The organism is Variovorax sp. OAS795 (genome assembly GCF_040546685.1).
Lineage (GTDB): Bacteria > Pseudomonadota > Gammaproteobacteria > Burkholderiales > Burkholderiaceae_C > Variovorax.
Window position 1 is genome coordinate 3,595,394 of the sequence record NZ_JBEPOH010000001.1, and the last position, 12,527, is coordinate 3,607,920.

Annotated in this window: 13 protein-coding genes and 1 riboswitch; of the genes, 6 read left to right on the plus strand and 7 right to left on the minus strand. The window is 69.4% G+C overall.

The annotated features are described in order from the left end of the window. Window positions 1–20: 20 nt before the first annotated feature. Genes ABID97_RS17400 through ABID97_RS17425 form a run of 6 tightly spaced genes read right to left on the minus strand, consistent with a single transcriptional unit; the run spans window position 21 to window position 6,617 of the window. Entirely contained in the window at window positions 21–803 is a 783-nt protein-coding gene (locus tag ABID97_RS17400) for an ABC transporter ATP-binding protein (RefSeq protein WP_354399670.1), read from the minus strand. Next, window positions 800–1,810 carry a FecCD family ABC transporter permease gene (locus ABID97_RS17405; RefSeq protein WP_354401799.1) on the minus strand — a complete coding sequence of 337 codons (1,011 nt, stop codon included), beginning with the start codon at window positions 1,808–1,810 and terminating at the stop codon, window positions 800–802. The genes ABID97_RS17400 and ABID97_RS17405 overlap by 4 nt, the downstream gene beginning before the upstream one ends. 14 nt (window positions 1,811–1,824) lie before the next feature. Then, on the minus strand, window positions 1,825–2,694 hold the full coding sequence (locus ABID97_RS17410; protein WP_354399671.1) for an ABC transporter substrate-binding protein: 870 nt from the start codon (window positions 2,692–2,694) through the stop codon (window positions 1,825–1,827). Further along, on the minus strand, window positions 2,691–3,278 hold the full coding sequence (locus ABID97_RS17415; RefSeq protein ID WP_354399672.1) for a bifunctional adenosylcobinamide kinase/adenosylcobinamide-phosphate guanylyltransferase: 588 nt from the start codon (window positions 3,276–3,278) through the stop codon (window positions 2,691–2,693). The genes ABID97_RS17410 and ABID97_RS17415 overlap by 4 nt, the downstream gene beginning before the upstream one ends. Continuing rightward, window positions 3,259–4,695 carry a cobyrinic acid a,c-diamide synthase CobB gene (locus ABID97_RS17420; protein WP_354399673.1) on the minus strand — a complete coding sequence of 479 codons (1,437 nt, stop codon included), beginning with the start codon at window positions 4,693–4,695 and terminating at the stop codon, window positions 3,259–3,261. Before ABID97_RS17420 ends, ABID97_RS17415 begins: the two co-directional genes overlap by 20 nt. After that, window positions 4,680–6,617 carry a TonB-dependent receptor domain-containing protein gene (locus ABID97_RS17425; RefSeq protein ID WP_354399674.1) on the minus strand — a complete coding sequence of 646 codons (1,938 nt, stop codon included), beginning with the start codon at window positions 6,615–6,617 and terminating at the stop codon, window positions 4,680–4,682. Before ABID97_RS17425 ends, ABID97_RS17420 begins: the two co-directional genes overlap by 16 nt. A 93-nt stretch (window positions 6,618–6,710) precedes the next feature. Next, window positions 6,711–6,958: riboswitch (cobalamin riboswitch) on the minus strand. A 69-nt stretch (window positions 6,959–7,027) separates the two neighbouring features. Between ABID97_RS17425 and ABID97_RS17430 the strand changes: the two genes are divergently transcribed. From ABID97_RS17430 to ABID97_RS17445, 4 genes are all read left to right on the plus strand, one after another. Next, window positions 7,028–7,252 carry a DUF904 domain-containing protein gene (locus ABID97_RS17430; protein WP_145746536.1) on the plus strand — a complete coding sequence of 75 codons (225 nt, stop codon included), beginning with the start codon at window positions 7,028–7,030 and terminating at the stop codon, window positions 7,250–7,252. Further along, entirely contained in the window at window positions 7,249–7,605 is a 357-nt protein-coding gene (locus tag ABID97_RS17435; RefSeq protein WP_354399675.1) for a cell division protein ZapA, read from the plus strand. The genes ABID97_RS17430 and ABID97_RS17435 overlap by 4 nt, the downstream gene beginning before the upstream one ends. A 239-nt stretch (window positions 7,606–7,844) precedes the next feature. Then, window positions 7,845–8,708 carry a sulfite exporter TauE/SafE family protein gene (locus ABID97_RS17440; protein WP_354399676.1) on the plus strand — a complete coding sequence of 288 codons (864 nt, stop codon included), beginning with the start codon at window positions 7,845–7,847 and terminating at the stop codon, window positions 8,706–8,708. 84 nt (window positions 8,709–8,792) lie between these two features. Next, window positions 8,793–9,218, plus strand: a complete 426-nt coding sequence (locus ABID97_RS17445) for a universal stress protein (RefSeq protein WP_354399677.1) — start codon at window positions 8,793–8,795, stop codon at window positions 9,216–9,218. 28 nt (window positions 9,219–9,246) lie between these two features. Here ABID97_RS17445 and ABID97_RS17450 read toward each other — a convergent pair whose 3' ends face one another. Continuing rightward, window positions 9,247–10,209, minus strand: a complete 963-nt coding sequence (locus tag ABID97_RS17450) for an AraC-like ligand-binding domain-containing protein (protein WP_354399678.1) — start codon at window positions 10,207–10,209, stop codon at window positions 9,247–9,249. A gap of 183 nt (window positions 10,210–10,392) precedes the next feature. Between ABID97_RS17450 and ABID97_RS17455 the strand changes: the two genes are divergently transcribed. Together ABID97_RS17455 and ABID97_RS17460 are read left to right on the plus strand one after the other, a co-directional pair. Beyond that, the gene (locus tag ABID97_RS17455) at window positions 10,393–11,442 is read left to right on the plus strand and encodes a carbon-nitrogen hydrolase family protein (protein ID WP_354399679.1); all 1,050 of its coding nucleotides are present in this window, start codon (window positions 10,393–10,395) and stop codon (window positions 11,440–11,442) included. 16 nt (window positions 11,443–11,458) lie between these two features. Continuing rightward, entirely contained in the window at window positions 11,459–12,520 is a 1,062-nt protein-coding gene (locus tag ABID97_RS17460; RefSeq protein WP_354399680.1) for a phenylacetaldoxime dehydratase family protein, read from the plus strand. Window positions 12,521–12,527: the final 7 nt, after the last annotated feature.

Consider the following 12,527-nt stretch of genomic DNA (forward strand, 5'->3'; position numbering starts at 1 on the left):
TTGTGTGTTGATGATGCTCGTCAGTTCGGCAGTGCGATCCACTGGTCGGCCACGCGGTGCACGCGGATGCGGCGGTCGAACACTTCTTCGAGGGCGGCGTGCGTGGCCGGGTCGCTGCTGGCGCCGTGGTGCACGACGCGGCCGTGGTTCATCACCACCAGTTCGTCGGCGGCCAACGCCATGGGGAGTTCGTGCAGCACGCTGACCACGGTGCGGCCTTCGGCCACCAGGGCGCGCGTGGTCTGCATCCAGTCGGACTGGTGCGGGGGGTCGAGGTTGGCGAGCGGCTCGTCCATCAGCAGCAGCTCGGCCTCCACGGCCAGCGCGCGGGCCAGCAGCACGCGCTGGCGCTCGCCGCCCGAGAGCTGGCCCAGCGGCCGTTCGCGCCACTCCCAGGCCTGCGTGCTGCGCAGCGCGCGCTCCACCGCATCGCGGTCGGCTTTGCTCGGCGCCGCAAGCCAGCGCTGGTGCGGCAATCGGCCGAGCATCGCGATGTCGTAGACCATCAGGTCGTCGGCGCTGCCCTCGCCCGCCGCGCCGCTCTGGCCCAGCCACGAGAGGCGCTGTGCGCGAACGCGGCCCGGCACCTTGGCCGATGCTTCGCCGAAGAGAAAGACATCGCCGCGGTGCGCGAGCAATCCCGCCAGGGCCTTGAGCAAGGTCGACTTGCCAGCGCCGTTCGGCCCGACGATGCTGGTCCAGCGCGCGGCCGCGAGTTTCAGGTCGATGCCGTGCAGCACCTCGGCGCTGCCGAGCGTGGCGCTCACGCCGCGCGCTTCGAGTGCGGGAATGGGTGCGGTCATGCCACGCCGCCCCGCACGCTGCGCCGGTGCATGAGCCACAGCAGGTAGCTGCCGCCGAGCACGGCCGTGAGCACACCCACCGGCAGCTCCTGCGGCGCGATGAGCCAGCGCGCCAGCAGGTCGGCGGCCATGAGCAGCAGGCCGCCCATCGCGGCCGACAGCACGATCAGTCCCGCATGCGTGGCCTTGACCACGGAACGCACCAGGTGCGGCGCGGCCAGGCCCACGAAGGCGATCAGTCCCGTCTGCGCCACGGCTGCGCCGGTCGCCAGCGCGAGCACCGCCACCAGCGCGGCGCGCATGGCGCCGAGCGGCAGGCCCAGGCTGCGCGCCGTCGCCTCGCCGAGCGCGAGGCCGTCGAGCACCGGCGCGAGCGCCCAGGCCAGCAGCAGGCAGGCCGCGCCCACCGCGGCCATTACCGCGCACGCGCTCCAGCCGACCAGGCCGGTACTGCCCAGGATGAAGCCCTGCAGCGCCTGCAGGATGTCGGCCGAGGCGATGGTGATCAGGTCCTTGGCGGCGCCGAGCACCACGCCGACGATCACGCCCGCGAGCAGCAGGCGCAGCGTCTGCTGCACGCCGCGCGCGAGCACCAGCGTGAGCATCACCGCGCACACCGCGCCCACGAAGGCCGCGCCGGTGAGCCCCAGGCGCATCGCCCATTGCATGCTGGCGGCCGAACCGCCGAACAGCATGAGCGCCACCGCCACGCCCAGCGAGGCGCCCGAGGCACTGCCGAGCAGATAGGGATCGGCCAGCGGATTGCGGAACAGGCCCTGGGCCACGGCCCCTGCGAGGCCGAGCAACGCACCCGCGAGCCAGGCCCCGAGCGTGCGCGGCAGGCGGATCTCCCAGACGATCTGCAGCGCCACCGCATCGTGCCGTGCCGCCACCAGGCTCTGGAAGCCGGTGCTGCCGATGCCCAGGCCGAACAGGGCCAGCGCGCCGCCCAGGCCCAGCAGGGCAAGGCCGACGAGCCAGGCGCGGCGCCGATGGTGCGTGGGCATGAGGTCCGCGCGGCTCAACCGGCCTTCTCCGCGATGCACCGGGCCATGATCCTGGCCGCCTCGTCCATGCGCGGGCCGGGGCGCACGAGCACGTCGGCTTGGGCGGCATCGAAGCGGCAGATGCGCCCTTCGCGCACCGCACGGATGCCGCTCCAGCCGGGTCGCTGTTCCATGCCCGCCGCGCTGCGCACGCTGACCATGATGAGATCGGGATTGGCCCGCACGACGTATTCGGGATTGAGCTTGGGAAAAGGCCCGAGCGACGCGGGCACGATGTTCTTCATGCCCAGCCGCGCGAGCGTCTCGCCGATGAACGACGATTCGCCCGCCGCATAGGGGGCGCTGTTGACCTCGAAGTAGACGCGCTGGCCCTTCGCGCCGGCGGGCAGCGACTGGGCCGCGGCCGACACGCTGGCATCGATCGTGCGCCAGATGTTCGCGGCTTCATGCGTGCCGAGCACCTGGTCGAGCTTGTCGAGCACGCGCCGCACGTCGGCATGGCTCTTCGGTTCGAGCACCACCACCTTGAGGCCCAGCGCCTCGAGACGCTGGGTCACGCGGGACGACTTGGCAAGCAGCACCGCATCGGGACGCAGTGCGACGATGGCTTCGACATTGGGGTCGATGCCGCCGCCCAGCCGCGGCAACGCAAGCACCGCGTTCGGCGAGTTGGAATAGTTGTCGATGCCCACCAGCCGGCCGCACGCCCCCAGTGCGCAGACGCCTTCGGTCAACGACGGCAGCAGCGTGACGATGCGCTGCGGCGGCTGCGGCAGGCTCACCGTGACGCCGCGCTCGTCGACCACGTCCAGGGCGTGCGCGGCCAGCGCGAAAACGCCGAGGCCGATCGCAAGCGAAAAAGAGCGGATCCAGTGTCTTGTCATGCAGTGGGTGCCTTCAGGGTCAGCGGCAATCCCGCCACCATCAGCGTGACCCGGCCACAGGCGCCGGCCACGTCCTGGTTGAGGCGGCCCAGTGCATCGACGAAGGCGCGGGTTTCGCCGCCGAGCGGAATCACGCCCAGGCCGATCTCGTTGCCGACCAGCACCACCGGGCCGCGCGCTTCGCGCAGTGCGACGATCAGCATGGCGATGTGCGCCGAAGGCGTGTGCGTGGCAGGCCGCGCGGATTCCGATTGCGGCGGCATCAGCAGGTTGGTGAGCCAGAGCGTGAGGCAGTCGACCACCACCAGCGTGTCGGCCGCGCTGCGGTTGACGATCTCGCGCGCGAGTTCGATGGGCTCTTCGACGGTGCGCATCGCGGGCACGCGCTGCGCGCGGTCGGCCTGGTGGCGCGCGATGCGCTCGCGCATCTCTTCGTCATGGGCCTGGCCGGTGGCGACGAGCACGGCGCGCCGCGTCGCGGGCGCCTCGCCCAGCCAATCGGTGGCACGCTGTTCTGCGCGCCGCGACTTGCCGCTCTTCTGGCCGCCAAGAATCAGTTCGTGCTCAGGCATGGGCATGCGCATCGTCCTTCGGGGTGTTGCGTTCGAACGCGATGGGTGCGGCGCCGAAGAGCATGGCGGTCGCTTCGGGGCTCGAAGCGAACCACGCATGAAAGTAGCTCGCGCGCACCGCACCGTGCAGGTAGAAGGCCTCGCCGGCGCGTGCGCCCGCGGCCGGCTCCACGTCCGGCCGGGCCGTGAAAGTGGCCGGCGTCAGCGACGTTTCGGAGTTCGAATAGTGAAAGGTGTGGCCCCGCAGCACATGGCCGCCCAGACGCAGTTGCTGCGGCCCCAGTGCGGCCAGCCGCTTGTGCATGGTCACGCGGCCCGGCAGCAGGCCCCAGAGCGCATACGCTGCGCCGTCCGCCGTCTGCAGCTGGTCGAACAGCGCCATCATGCCGCCGCATTCGGCCCATACCGGCTTGCCGGCGCCTGCATGGGCGGCGAGCGCTTCGCGCAGCGCGGCACAGGCCGACAGCGCCTTCGCATGCAGCTCGGGATAGCCGCCGGGCAGCCAGACCGCATCGCATGCGGGCAGCGCGTCGCCTGCGAGCGGCGAGAAAAAGACCGCCCGCGCACCCAGCGCCGCGAGCACGTCGAGGTTGGCGGGATAGATGAAGGCGAAGGCCGCGTCGCACGCGACCGCGATGGTGCGGCCTTCGAGCAAGCGCGGGCAACGTGCCTCCGGCTCGGCCCGGGGCGCCTCGAAGCGCACCTGCGGCAACGCGCCGATCGCGCGTTGGCCCAGGGGCGTTGCCGCAAGTGCGTCGGCGGCGGCATCGAGCCGTGCCATCGCGTCGACGAGCTCATGCGCGGCGACGAGGCCCAGGTGCCGCTCGGGCAACGAAAAATCGCCGCCACGCGGCAAGGCGCCGAGCCATTGCGCCGGTTCGCGCAAGGCCGCTTCGAGCATGCCGGCATGCCGCTCGCCGGCCACGCGGTTGGCCAGCACGCCGGCCCATGGCAGCGCGGGGCGGAAATTCTGCAACCCATAGGCCAGCGCACCGAAGGTGCCGGCCATGGCCTGCGCATCGATCACGGCCAGCACGGGCAGGCCGAAGCGCTCGGCCAGGTCCGCCGCGCTGGGGCTGCCGTCGAACAGGCCCATCACGCCTTCGACGATCAGCAGGTCGGCTTCGCCGGCCGCAGTATGCAGCCGCCGCCGGCAATCGGCCTCGCCGGTCATCCAGAGGTCGAGCGAATGCACCGGTGCGCCGCTCGCAAGCGCGAGCCAGTGCGGGTCGAGAAAATCGGGCCCGCACTTGAAGACCCGCACACGCCGTCCCTGGCGCGCGTGCAGCCGCGCCAGCGCGGCCGCCACGGTGGTCTTGCCCTGCCCCGAGGCCGGCGCCGCCACCAGCACGGCGGCGCAGGCATGCGCTGCAGCGAAGGGTTCGCCGTTTGCGCCGGATGGGCCGGGTTGGCTTACTGCGGTGTCCACTTCAGGCCGAGGTATGCGTTGCGGCCGCCGGTGGCGTAGCCGCGCGCCAGCGTGTAGTCCTTGTCGCCCACATTGTCCACGCGCGCCACCAGGCCGAGGTCGCGCGTGATCTGCGTGCTGGCCACGAGGTTGAGCACCGTGTAGCCCGCCAGGGTGCGGGTGTTGGCGGCGTCGTCGAAGCGCTTGCTCGACGACTGGATCTCTGCGCCCAGCGTCCAGCCGGCCACGCGCCAGTCGGCACCCAGCGTACCGTGGCGGCGTGCGCGGCGCGCCAGCAGGTTGTCGGTGGCCAGGTCGCGCGGGTCCTGGAAGTCGGCCGATGCGCGCAGGGTCACGTCGCCGATGCGATGGCCGCCCGACAGCGTCACGCCCTGGTAGCGGGCGCGCGCGGTGCTGGCATAGCAGCCCGCGCCGGAGCGGCAGTTGGTGTCGAACACGATCAGGTTGTTGACGCGGTTCTGGTAGACCACTATGCCCGCATGCGTGCCGCCGTCGGTGTACTGAAGGCCCAGCTCGACGTTGCGTCCCGACTCGGGCCTGAGGCTGGGCGTGCCGTATTCGCTGAAGCGCTGGTACAGCGTGGGCGCGCGGAACGACGTGCCGGCCGACACGGTGGCGCGCAGCCTGGGCGTGATCGAGAAGCCGTAGGCCGCGCTGCCGGTGGTCTTGCCGCCGAACTCGCTGTCGTCGTCGCGGCGCACGTGCAGCTGGAGCGAATGCGCGCCCTGCACGAAACCGTAGCCGAGCGAGACCGCATCCTGCGAGCGCTTGCCTGCCAGCAGGCCGCTGAAGAGGGTCGGTGCGTTTTCCAGCGCGTCCTCGCGGCGCTCGAGCGTCGCCGTCACCAGGTGCGCGCCGAAGCGGAATTCGTTCTGGAACACGTAGCCGCGAAGGTTCGTCTCGGTGCGGTAGAACGAAGGCTGCGTCTTGTAGACCGCTTGCGAATCGGTGAGCTGCACGCGCGTGCTGTAGACGTCGTTCCACTTGGCCGACCACGAAAGACCGGCCGTGCGCAGCGTGTTGTTGCCGATGTCGTTCCTGAACTGGATCGGCGGCCGGGTCCTGGAACTGACCTGGGCGTCGTAGCCTGCTTCCATGTCGCTGTAGAGCAGCGTGGCCTCGAGCCGCTGGTCGGGCGTGAGCTGGTAGCCCAGGCGCAGGTTGCCGGAGTTGCTGCGGTAGCCGTCGCGGTCGGGGCTGGTGTAGCCGTCCCTCGACGGCGTGCGCTTGTCCAGGGGCTGCACGTTGAAGCCCCTGCTCTCCTCATGCGCGACACCCAGCGAATAGTCCAGCGCACCGGACTTCCCGCTCACGCCCGCCTCGGCCTTGCGCAGGCCATGGCTGCCGAAGCCGACGCCTGCATAGGGAAACACGCCTTCTTCGCCGCGTCGGGTGAAGAGCTGGATCACGCCGCCGACGGCATCGGAGCCATACACCGCCGCAGCCGGGCCGCGCAGCACTTCGATGCGGTCGATCTGCGAGAGTGGAATGCTTTCCCATCCGGCGCCGCCGGTCGATTGCGAGTCGACGCGCACGCCGTCGACGTACACGGCCGTGAAGCGCGTCTCCGCGCCGCGGATGAAGAGGCTGGTGGTGTTGCCTACGCCGCCGTTGCGCGTGATCTCGACGCCGGGCAGGCGCGCCAGCACATCGGCCACGCCGACCGCGCCGCTGCGCTCGATGGTCTGCCGGTCGACCACCGACACGTCCGCCACGAGATCGGACAGCGGCTGGGGCGTGCGGTTGGCCGTGACCACGGTTTCGCCGAGCGCCGGAGCGGCTGCGGCTTGCTGCGCATGCGCCGTCAAGGGAAGTTGAAACAGGGCCGTGCCGCCGAAAGCGGAGGCCAGCGCGAGCGGCAGGCAGGCGAAGCGGCGGCGCGCGGGAACACGGCCGGAGGAAAGGAAACCACAGGAAGTCATGAGTGAAGCGAACGAACGTCTATGCCCGTCGCCGGCCTCCCCGCCAGCGTTTGGGCGCAATGGCTGCCGCGTGCATCGACATCGATCGCGCATGCGGCAGCCGCCTCGTTGGCCGGTATCCGGGCTGGCAGTGCGGCCTCACCGCCTTCCCAGGTGCCTGTTTCAGGGCACCCAGTGGCTGGATGGATGAGGCTGACGCTCGAGGCGTCGACTGCTTGACCGTTGCGGGGGCAGCGCAGGCGGCTTCGGCCCGGTTCCGTTTCCGGCGGGCGTTCACTCCTGCTTCCCGTTGAACCGCGGCGTGTGAACCACGACGCAGGCACCAACGGGCGGGATTCTAGGGCTTTCGCCGCGCAGTAAGCCAAAAGTTGCGCCGTGCGCTGTCCGGCGGGAAACTACAATCGCCAACCATGCCCGCCTCCAGCCCCATCGACCAGATCGCCGAGCGTGTGGACCGCCTGCTCGTGCGTCATGAAGAGGTGCAGCGCACCAATGCGCTGCTGCAGGAGCAGGTCGAAGCGCTCACGCGCGAGCGCGACGCACTCAAGTCGCGGCTTGCCGCGGCCCGCACGCGCCTGGACGCACTGCTCGAGCGGCTGCCGGCCGAACCACCCTCCCAAGACTCCCCCGCATGAAGCAGATCGAAGTTCAGATCATGGGCCAGAGCTACCTGCTCGGCTGTCCCGATGGCGGCGAGGCGCAGTTGCGCGAAGCCGTCGATCGCGTCGATGCGGCCATGTGCAAGATCCGCGATGCGGGCAAGGTCAAGGCGCGCGATCGCATCGCGGTGCTGGCCTCGCTGAACCTCGCGTTCGACCTGGCCGCGCAGCAGACCGCCGCGGCGGCCGCTGCGGCAAGCACCCCCGCGTCGGCACCTGCCGCCGCAGCGCCCGCTGCCGATGCCGATGCCGGCGAAGCCGATGCCAAGGCCGCGCAACTCATCCATAAACTCGATCAAGCCCTTGCGGGCGACGACCATTTACTCTGAGCGTCGGCGTTCGGGCCGCCAGAGGCGTAAAATCCGAACTGTCTGCGGTGCGCGTCGGGCTTAATATTTCCTTGTTCCAATGCTCTCCGGAGCCGGGCTTGGTACATCGCTTGACGGGCGTGATCATCTCGCGTTAGATGAACCCGAAGTCTTGCTGCCCTCGCCCACCTGAACCCTGGTTCAGGATGCGGGTTCGGCGCCCACTTGCAGACACCTTTTTTCGTTGAGACGGCCCCTGCATGCGCTGCACGGGGCCGTTGCTTTTTTTCAAGGCCCGCTGCGTGAATTCCCTGCTCGACCCCCTCCTGATCGCCGAATTGGCCGCGCTCGGCCTGGGCACCGGTTTTCTGGCGGGGCTGCTGGGCATCGGCGGCGGAATGCTCATGGTGCCGTTCATCACGATCATCATGGGCCACCGCGGCGTGGCATCCGATCTGGCGGTGAAGATGGCCATTGCCACTTCGATGGCCACGATCATCTTCACCTCGGTGTCCAGCGTGCGCGCGCACCACAAGCGCGGCGCGGTGCGCTGGGACATCGTGCGCCGCCTCGCGCCCGGCATCGTCATCGGCAGCCTGCTGGGCAGCCTGGGCGTGTTCTCGCTGCTCAAGGGCACGGTGCTGGCCATCGTCTTCGCGCTGTTCGTGGGCTTCTCGGCCACGCAGATGTTCCTCGACCGCAAGCCCAAGCCCACGCGCCAGATGCCAGGCACCGCGGGGCAGCTGTCGGCGGGCGGGGCCATCGGCTTCATCTCGGGCCTGGTCGGCGCGGGCGGCGGCTTCGTGAGCGTGCCGTTCATGACCTGGTGCAACATCTCCATCCACAACGCGGTGGCCACCAGCGCCGCGCTCGGCTTTCCTATCGCAGTGGCCAACGTGCTGGGCTATGTGATCAGCGGGCAATCGGTGCAAGGCCTTCCGGACGGATCCTTCGGCTACATCTGGCTGCCCGCGCTCGTGGTGATCGCGGTGTGCAGCGTGCTCACAGCGCCATTGGGCGCAAAGGCCGCGCACAACCTGCCGGTGAAGAAGCTCAAGCGCGTGTTCGCGAGCATCCTCTACCTGCTGGCGGCCTACATGCTCTGGAAGGGCCTGCAAGGCTAGGCCTGCTGCCCGACTGCGCCAAAGCCCCTTGGCGCCGGGGTGACTCCCGTTGCGACGCCGTGGCCCCGGCCGTATAACGGTCGCATGAAAATCCTCATCGCCGTCGACGGCAGCGCCTACACCCAGAAGGCCCTGCGCTACCTGCTCGCCAACCGCGCCATGTTCGTGGATGGCCATGACCTGGTCATCGTGCACGTCTGCACCGGCATCTCGGGCCATGTCGCGCGCCACCTCAGCAAAGAGGTGATCGCCGACTACTACGCCGAAGAAAACGCCAAGGTGATCGAACCCGTCAAGGCGCAGTTCGCCGAGAACGGCGTGAGCAACTACGCGATCGACAAGCGCCACGGGCACGCGGCGGAAGAAATCCTCAAGTCGGCCGCCGCGTCGCACGCCGAACTCATCGTGCTCGGCACCCACGGCCACGGCATCTTCGGCCGCGCGCTGATGGGCTCGGTGGCCACCAAGGTAATCTCGGAGACCGACACCACCGTGATGCTGGTGCAGTAAGGCGAGCACCAGGCCGCTTCTTGTGCGGCTATTGAACGCGCTGCTGCCGCCACTCGCGCGGCGAGCAGCCGAAGCGTTCGCGAAAGGTGCGGCTGAAGTGCGCGGCATCGTTGAAGCCGCGGCCGTAGGCAATGTCGGCCACGGGCCGCCCAGCCAGGCGCGGATCGAGCAGATCCCGGCTGCAGGCTTCGAGCCGGCGCTCCCAGATGTACTGCGACGGCGTGAGCGGCTCGCTCTTGAAGACGCGGTGGATATGGCTTGACGACACGCCGAGTTCCGCCGCGAGGCTGCCCACCGAGAGCGAGGGGTCGGCCAGCTGCTCGTCGATGCGCCGCTTCACGCGTGCCAGGTGGTAGGCCGTGAGGCTGCTCAGGCCCGGCGAGCGCGCGGCGGGCAGCGTCTGCAGACCCGCGACCAGGATGCTCTGGACGCCATTGGCCACCGCCAGCGCCGAGGCGGGTTGCAGCGCATCGATGTCTTCGCGCAGCGTGCGGATCATGCCGAGCAGCAGGTGCCCTGCGCCCTCGCGGCCCGACACGGTGGTGGCCGTCAGCGCCTCGGTGTCGTGCAGCTCGCTGCGCAGGCGCTCGCCCGGGAGCTTGAGCACGATCTGCTCGAAGCTGTCGTCGAACAGCAGCTCGTAGGGACGCGTGCTGTCGTACAGCGCGAAGTCGCCCGCCGCCAGCACGGCGTCGCGCCCGTCCTGCCGCACCACGCCTCGCCCGCGCGCCTGGATGCTGACCAGGAAATAGTCGTCCCCCGAGCGCGAGATGTGGCCCGGGGTGCGCATGACCTTCTGCGGGCCCGAATTGACCACCGACACATCGAGGCTCGGCAGCGTGTGCTGGCGGATGCTGCCCTCGAAATCGCCCGTGTCGCCTTCACGCACCGGGTCGCAGCCCAGCTGCACGTAGACGTTGCAGATCATGTCGGTCCAGTAGGCAAGCCGCTGGCCGCGCGGAACGGCATCGGTGCTGAGCAGGGAGTTCATCGGGGTTCCTGGGGTGACTGGACGAAGAGGCATGCAACGCTGGAACAAGAACGCCGCAAGTCCGGATCAAGGCGTTTCGCGGCGGCGAATCTACGCTTGAAGCAACCCGCATGCCACCGCGCAAACCCGGTGCGGCGTGTGCGAAGTTGTTTCATCACCCCCCAAAGCTCCTGGAGACCTGCCATGCCCACCACCGTTCATCCCAAGCTGCGCGTCGCCGCCGTGCAGGCCGCGCCCGTGTTCCTCGATCTCGACGGCACCATCGACAAGACCATCGACCTCATGGCCCAGGCGGCCGGCCAGGGCGTGAAGCTCATCGCTTTTCCCGAAACCTGGGTGCCGGGCTACCCCTGGTGGATCTGGCTCGACTCGCCGGCGTGGGGCATGCAGTTCGTGCAGCGCTACCACGACAACTCGCTGGTGGTGGGCTCGGCCGAGTTCGACCGCATCAGGGAAGCGGCGCGCAAGCTCAAGATCTGGGTGTCGCTGGGCTACAGCGAAAAGGCCGCAGGCAGCCTCTACATTGCGCAGGCGCTGTTCGACGACCAGGGCAACACGGTGCAGACGCGCCGCAAGCTCAAGCCCACGCACGTGGAGCGCACCGTCTACGGCGAGGGCGACGGCTCCGACCTGGCCGTGGTCGAAACACCCATCGGAAACATCGGATCGCTGTCGTGCTGGGAGCATCTCCAGCCGCTCAGCAAGTACGCCATGTATGCGCAGAACGAGCAGATCCACTGCGGCGCCTGGCCGAGCTTTTCGCTCTACCGCGGCGCGGCCTATGCGCTCGGCCCCGAGCTCAACAATGCCGCGAGCCAGGTGTACGCGGCCGAGGGCCAGTGCTTCGTCGTCGCACCGTGCGCCACCGTCTCGCAGGCGATGAGCGACCTCATGTGCACCGATGCGGGCAAGCAGCAGATGCTGCGCGTGGGCGGCGGCTTTGCGCGCATCTATGCACCGGACGGATCGCCGCTTGGCACGCCGCTGGCCGAAGACCAGGAGGGCCTGGTGATTGCCGACATCGATCTTGGAATGATCTCGCTCGCCAAGGCGGCGGCGGACCCGAGCGGCCACTATTCGCGGCCCGACGTCACGCAGCTGTTGCTGAACAAGGCGCGCCGCGAGCCGATGGTGGTGCAACACGCACCGGAGGCCGAAGGCGGCGCGTTCGAGGCCATCGTCGCCACGCCCGAGCCGGCCGCCCAGCCGCGCCCGCAACCGCTTGCCGCCTGAGACACGGAGGCACGCCATGGAATCCGCCATTGCCGAGCACTTGAAATGCCCTCGCACGCGCCATCGCCGCGTGGAGGACGACTATGCGCCGCCCTACCCCGTCTGGTCGGCGCGCGCGCCCGCCGCGGTCAAGCAGGTCGTGATGGGCTATTTCGGCGTGCAGTCGCGCGGCGCCGCCATGCAGGGCCGTGCCTGCGAGGCGCTGATGAAGATCGCAGCCGGCTTCGCGTTGCCCGACGGCCCGGGCCACCACGACTTTGCGCACCATGTCGACGCCGACGGCTTCGACAACATGATCGCCATCGCCTACTGGGACGACCCTGCCGCGCATGCGTGCTGGTGCGCGGCGCCCGGGGTCGATGCATGGTGGCGCTCGGACGAACGGTTGAGCGATGGCCTCGGCTACTTCCGCGAGATCGTCTCGCCACGCGCCGAGCGCTTCGAGACCATGTTCAACACGCCGGACCGCCTCGAAGGCGTTGGCGTGGTGATGGGCGGCGTGAGCGGCGAGCTGCAGGAGCATGGCTACTGGGGATCGATGCGCGACCGGATCCCGTTGTCGCAGACCGATGCCATGGCGCCTTCGGGCGTGCGGGCCATCGTTGCAGGCGCTCCCGCACCCGGGCAGCGCGTGCGCGTGGCGGGCCACGAGAACATCGCGATGATCCGCTCCGGCCAGGAATGGGTCGACACCACGGGCCAGGAACGCACGCTCTATCTCGAAGAGATGGAACCCGTGCTGCGCGAAGGCATGGACTTCCTGCGCGACCAGGGCCTTGGGATCGGCTGCTACAGCAACCGCTACATGCACCACCTGGATGCCAAGGGGTCGACGCTCGAAAAATCGTTTGGCCTGAGCTTCTGGCGCTCGCTGGCCGACATGGAACGCTGGGCCGAATCGCACCCGACCCACGTCGCGATCTTCGGCAGCTTCATGCGCTACGTGCAGGCGCTGAACTTTGAGCTGCAGCTGCGCGTGTACCACGAGGTGTCGGTGCTGAAGGCGGACGAGCAGAGCTACGAGTACATCAACTGCCACGCGCGCAGCGGGCTCGTGAACGGGCTGGGCCCGGCCTAGCGTACGA

What these genes read in the sequence shown, in the direction of transcription:
- ABID97_RS17400 (WP_354399670.1), bottom strand. Translation starts at nt 803, where the DNA reads ATGACCGCACCCATTCCCGCACTCGAAGCGCGCGGCGTGAGCGCCACG.
- ABID97_RS17405 (WP_354401799.1), bottom strand. Translation starts at nt 1,810, where the DNA reads ATGCCCACGCACCATCGGCGCCGCGCCTGGCTCGTCGGCCTTGCCCTG.
- ABID97_RS17410 (WP_354399671.1), bottom strand. Translation starts at nt 2,694, where the DNA reads ATGACAAGACACTGGATCCGCTCTTTTTCGCTTGCGATCGGCCTCGGC.
- ABID97_RS17415 (WP_354399672.1), bottom strand. Translation starts at nt 3,278, where the DNA reads ATGCGCATGCCCATGCCTGAGCACGAACTGATTCTTGGCGGCCAGAAG.
- ABID97_RS17425 (WP_354399674.1), bottom strand. Translation starts at nt 6,617, where the DNA reads ATGACTTCCTGTGGTTTCCTTTCCTCCGGCCGTGTTCCCGCGCGCCGC.
- ABID97_RS17430 (WP_145746536.1), top strand. Translation starts at nt 7,028, where the DNA reads ATGCCCGCCTCCAGCCCCATCGACCAGATCGCCGAGCGTGTGGACCGC.
- ABID97_RS17435 (WP_354399675.1), top strand. Translation starts at nt 7,249, where the DNA reads ATGAAGCAGATCGAAGTTCAGATCATGGGCCAGAGCTACCTGCTCGGC.
- ABID97_RS17440 (WP_354399676.1), top strand. Translation starts at nt 7,845, where the DNA reads ATGCGCTGCACGGGGCCGTTGCTTTTTTTCAAGGCCCGCTGCGTGAAT.
- ABID97_RS17445 (WP_354399677.1), top strand. Translation starts at nt 8,793, where the DNA reads ATGAAAATCCTCATCGCCGTCGACGGCAGCGCCTACACCCAGAAGGCC.
- ABID97_RS17450 (WP_354399678.1), bottom strand. Translation starts at nt 10,209, where the DNA reads ATGAACTCCCTGCTCAGCACCGATGCCGTTCCGCGCGGCCAGCGGCTT.
- ABID97_RS17455 (WP_354399679.1), top strand. Translation starts at nt 10,393, where the DNA reads ATGCCCACCACCGTTCATCCCAAGCTGCGCGTCGCCGCCGTGCAGGCC.
- ABID97_RS17460 (WP_354399680.1), top strand. Translation starts at nt 11,459, where the DNA reads ATGGAATCCGCCATTGCCGAGCACTTGAAATGCCCTCGCACGCGCCAT.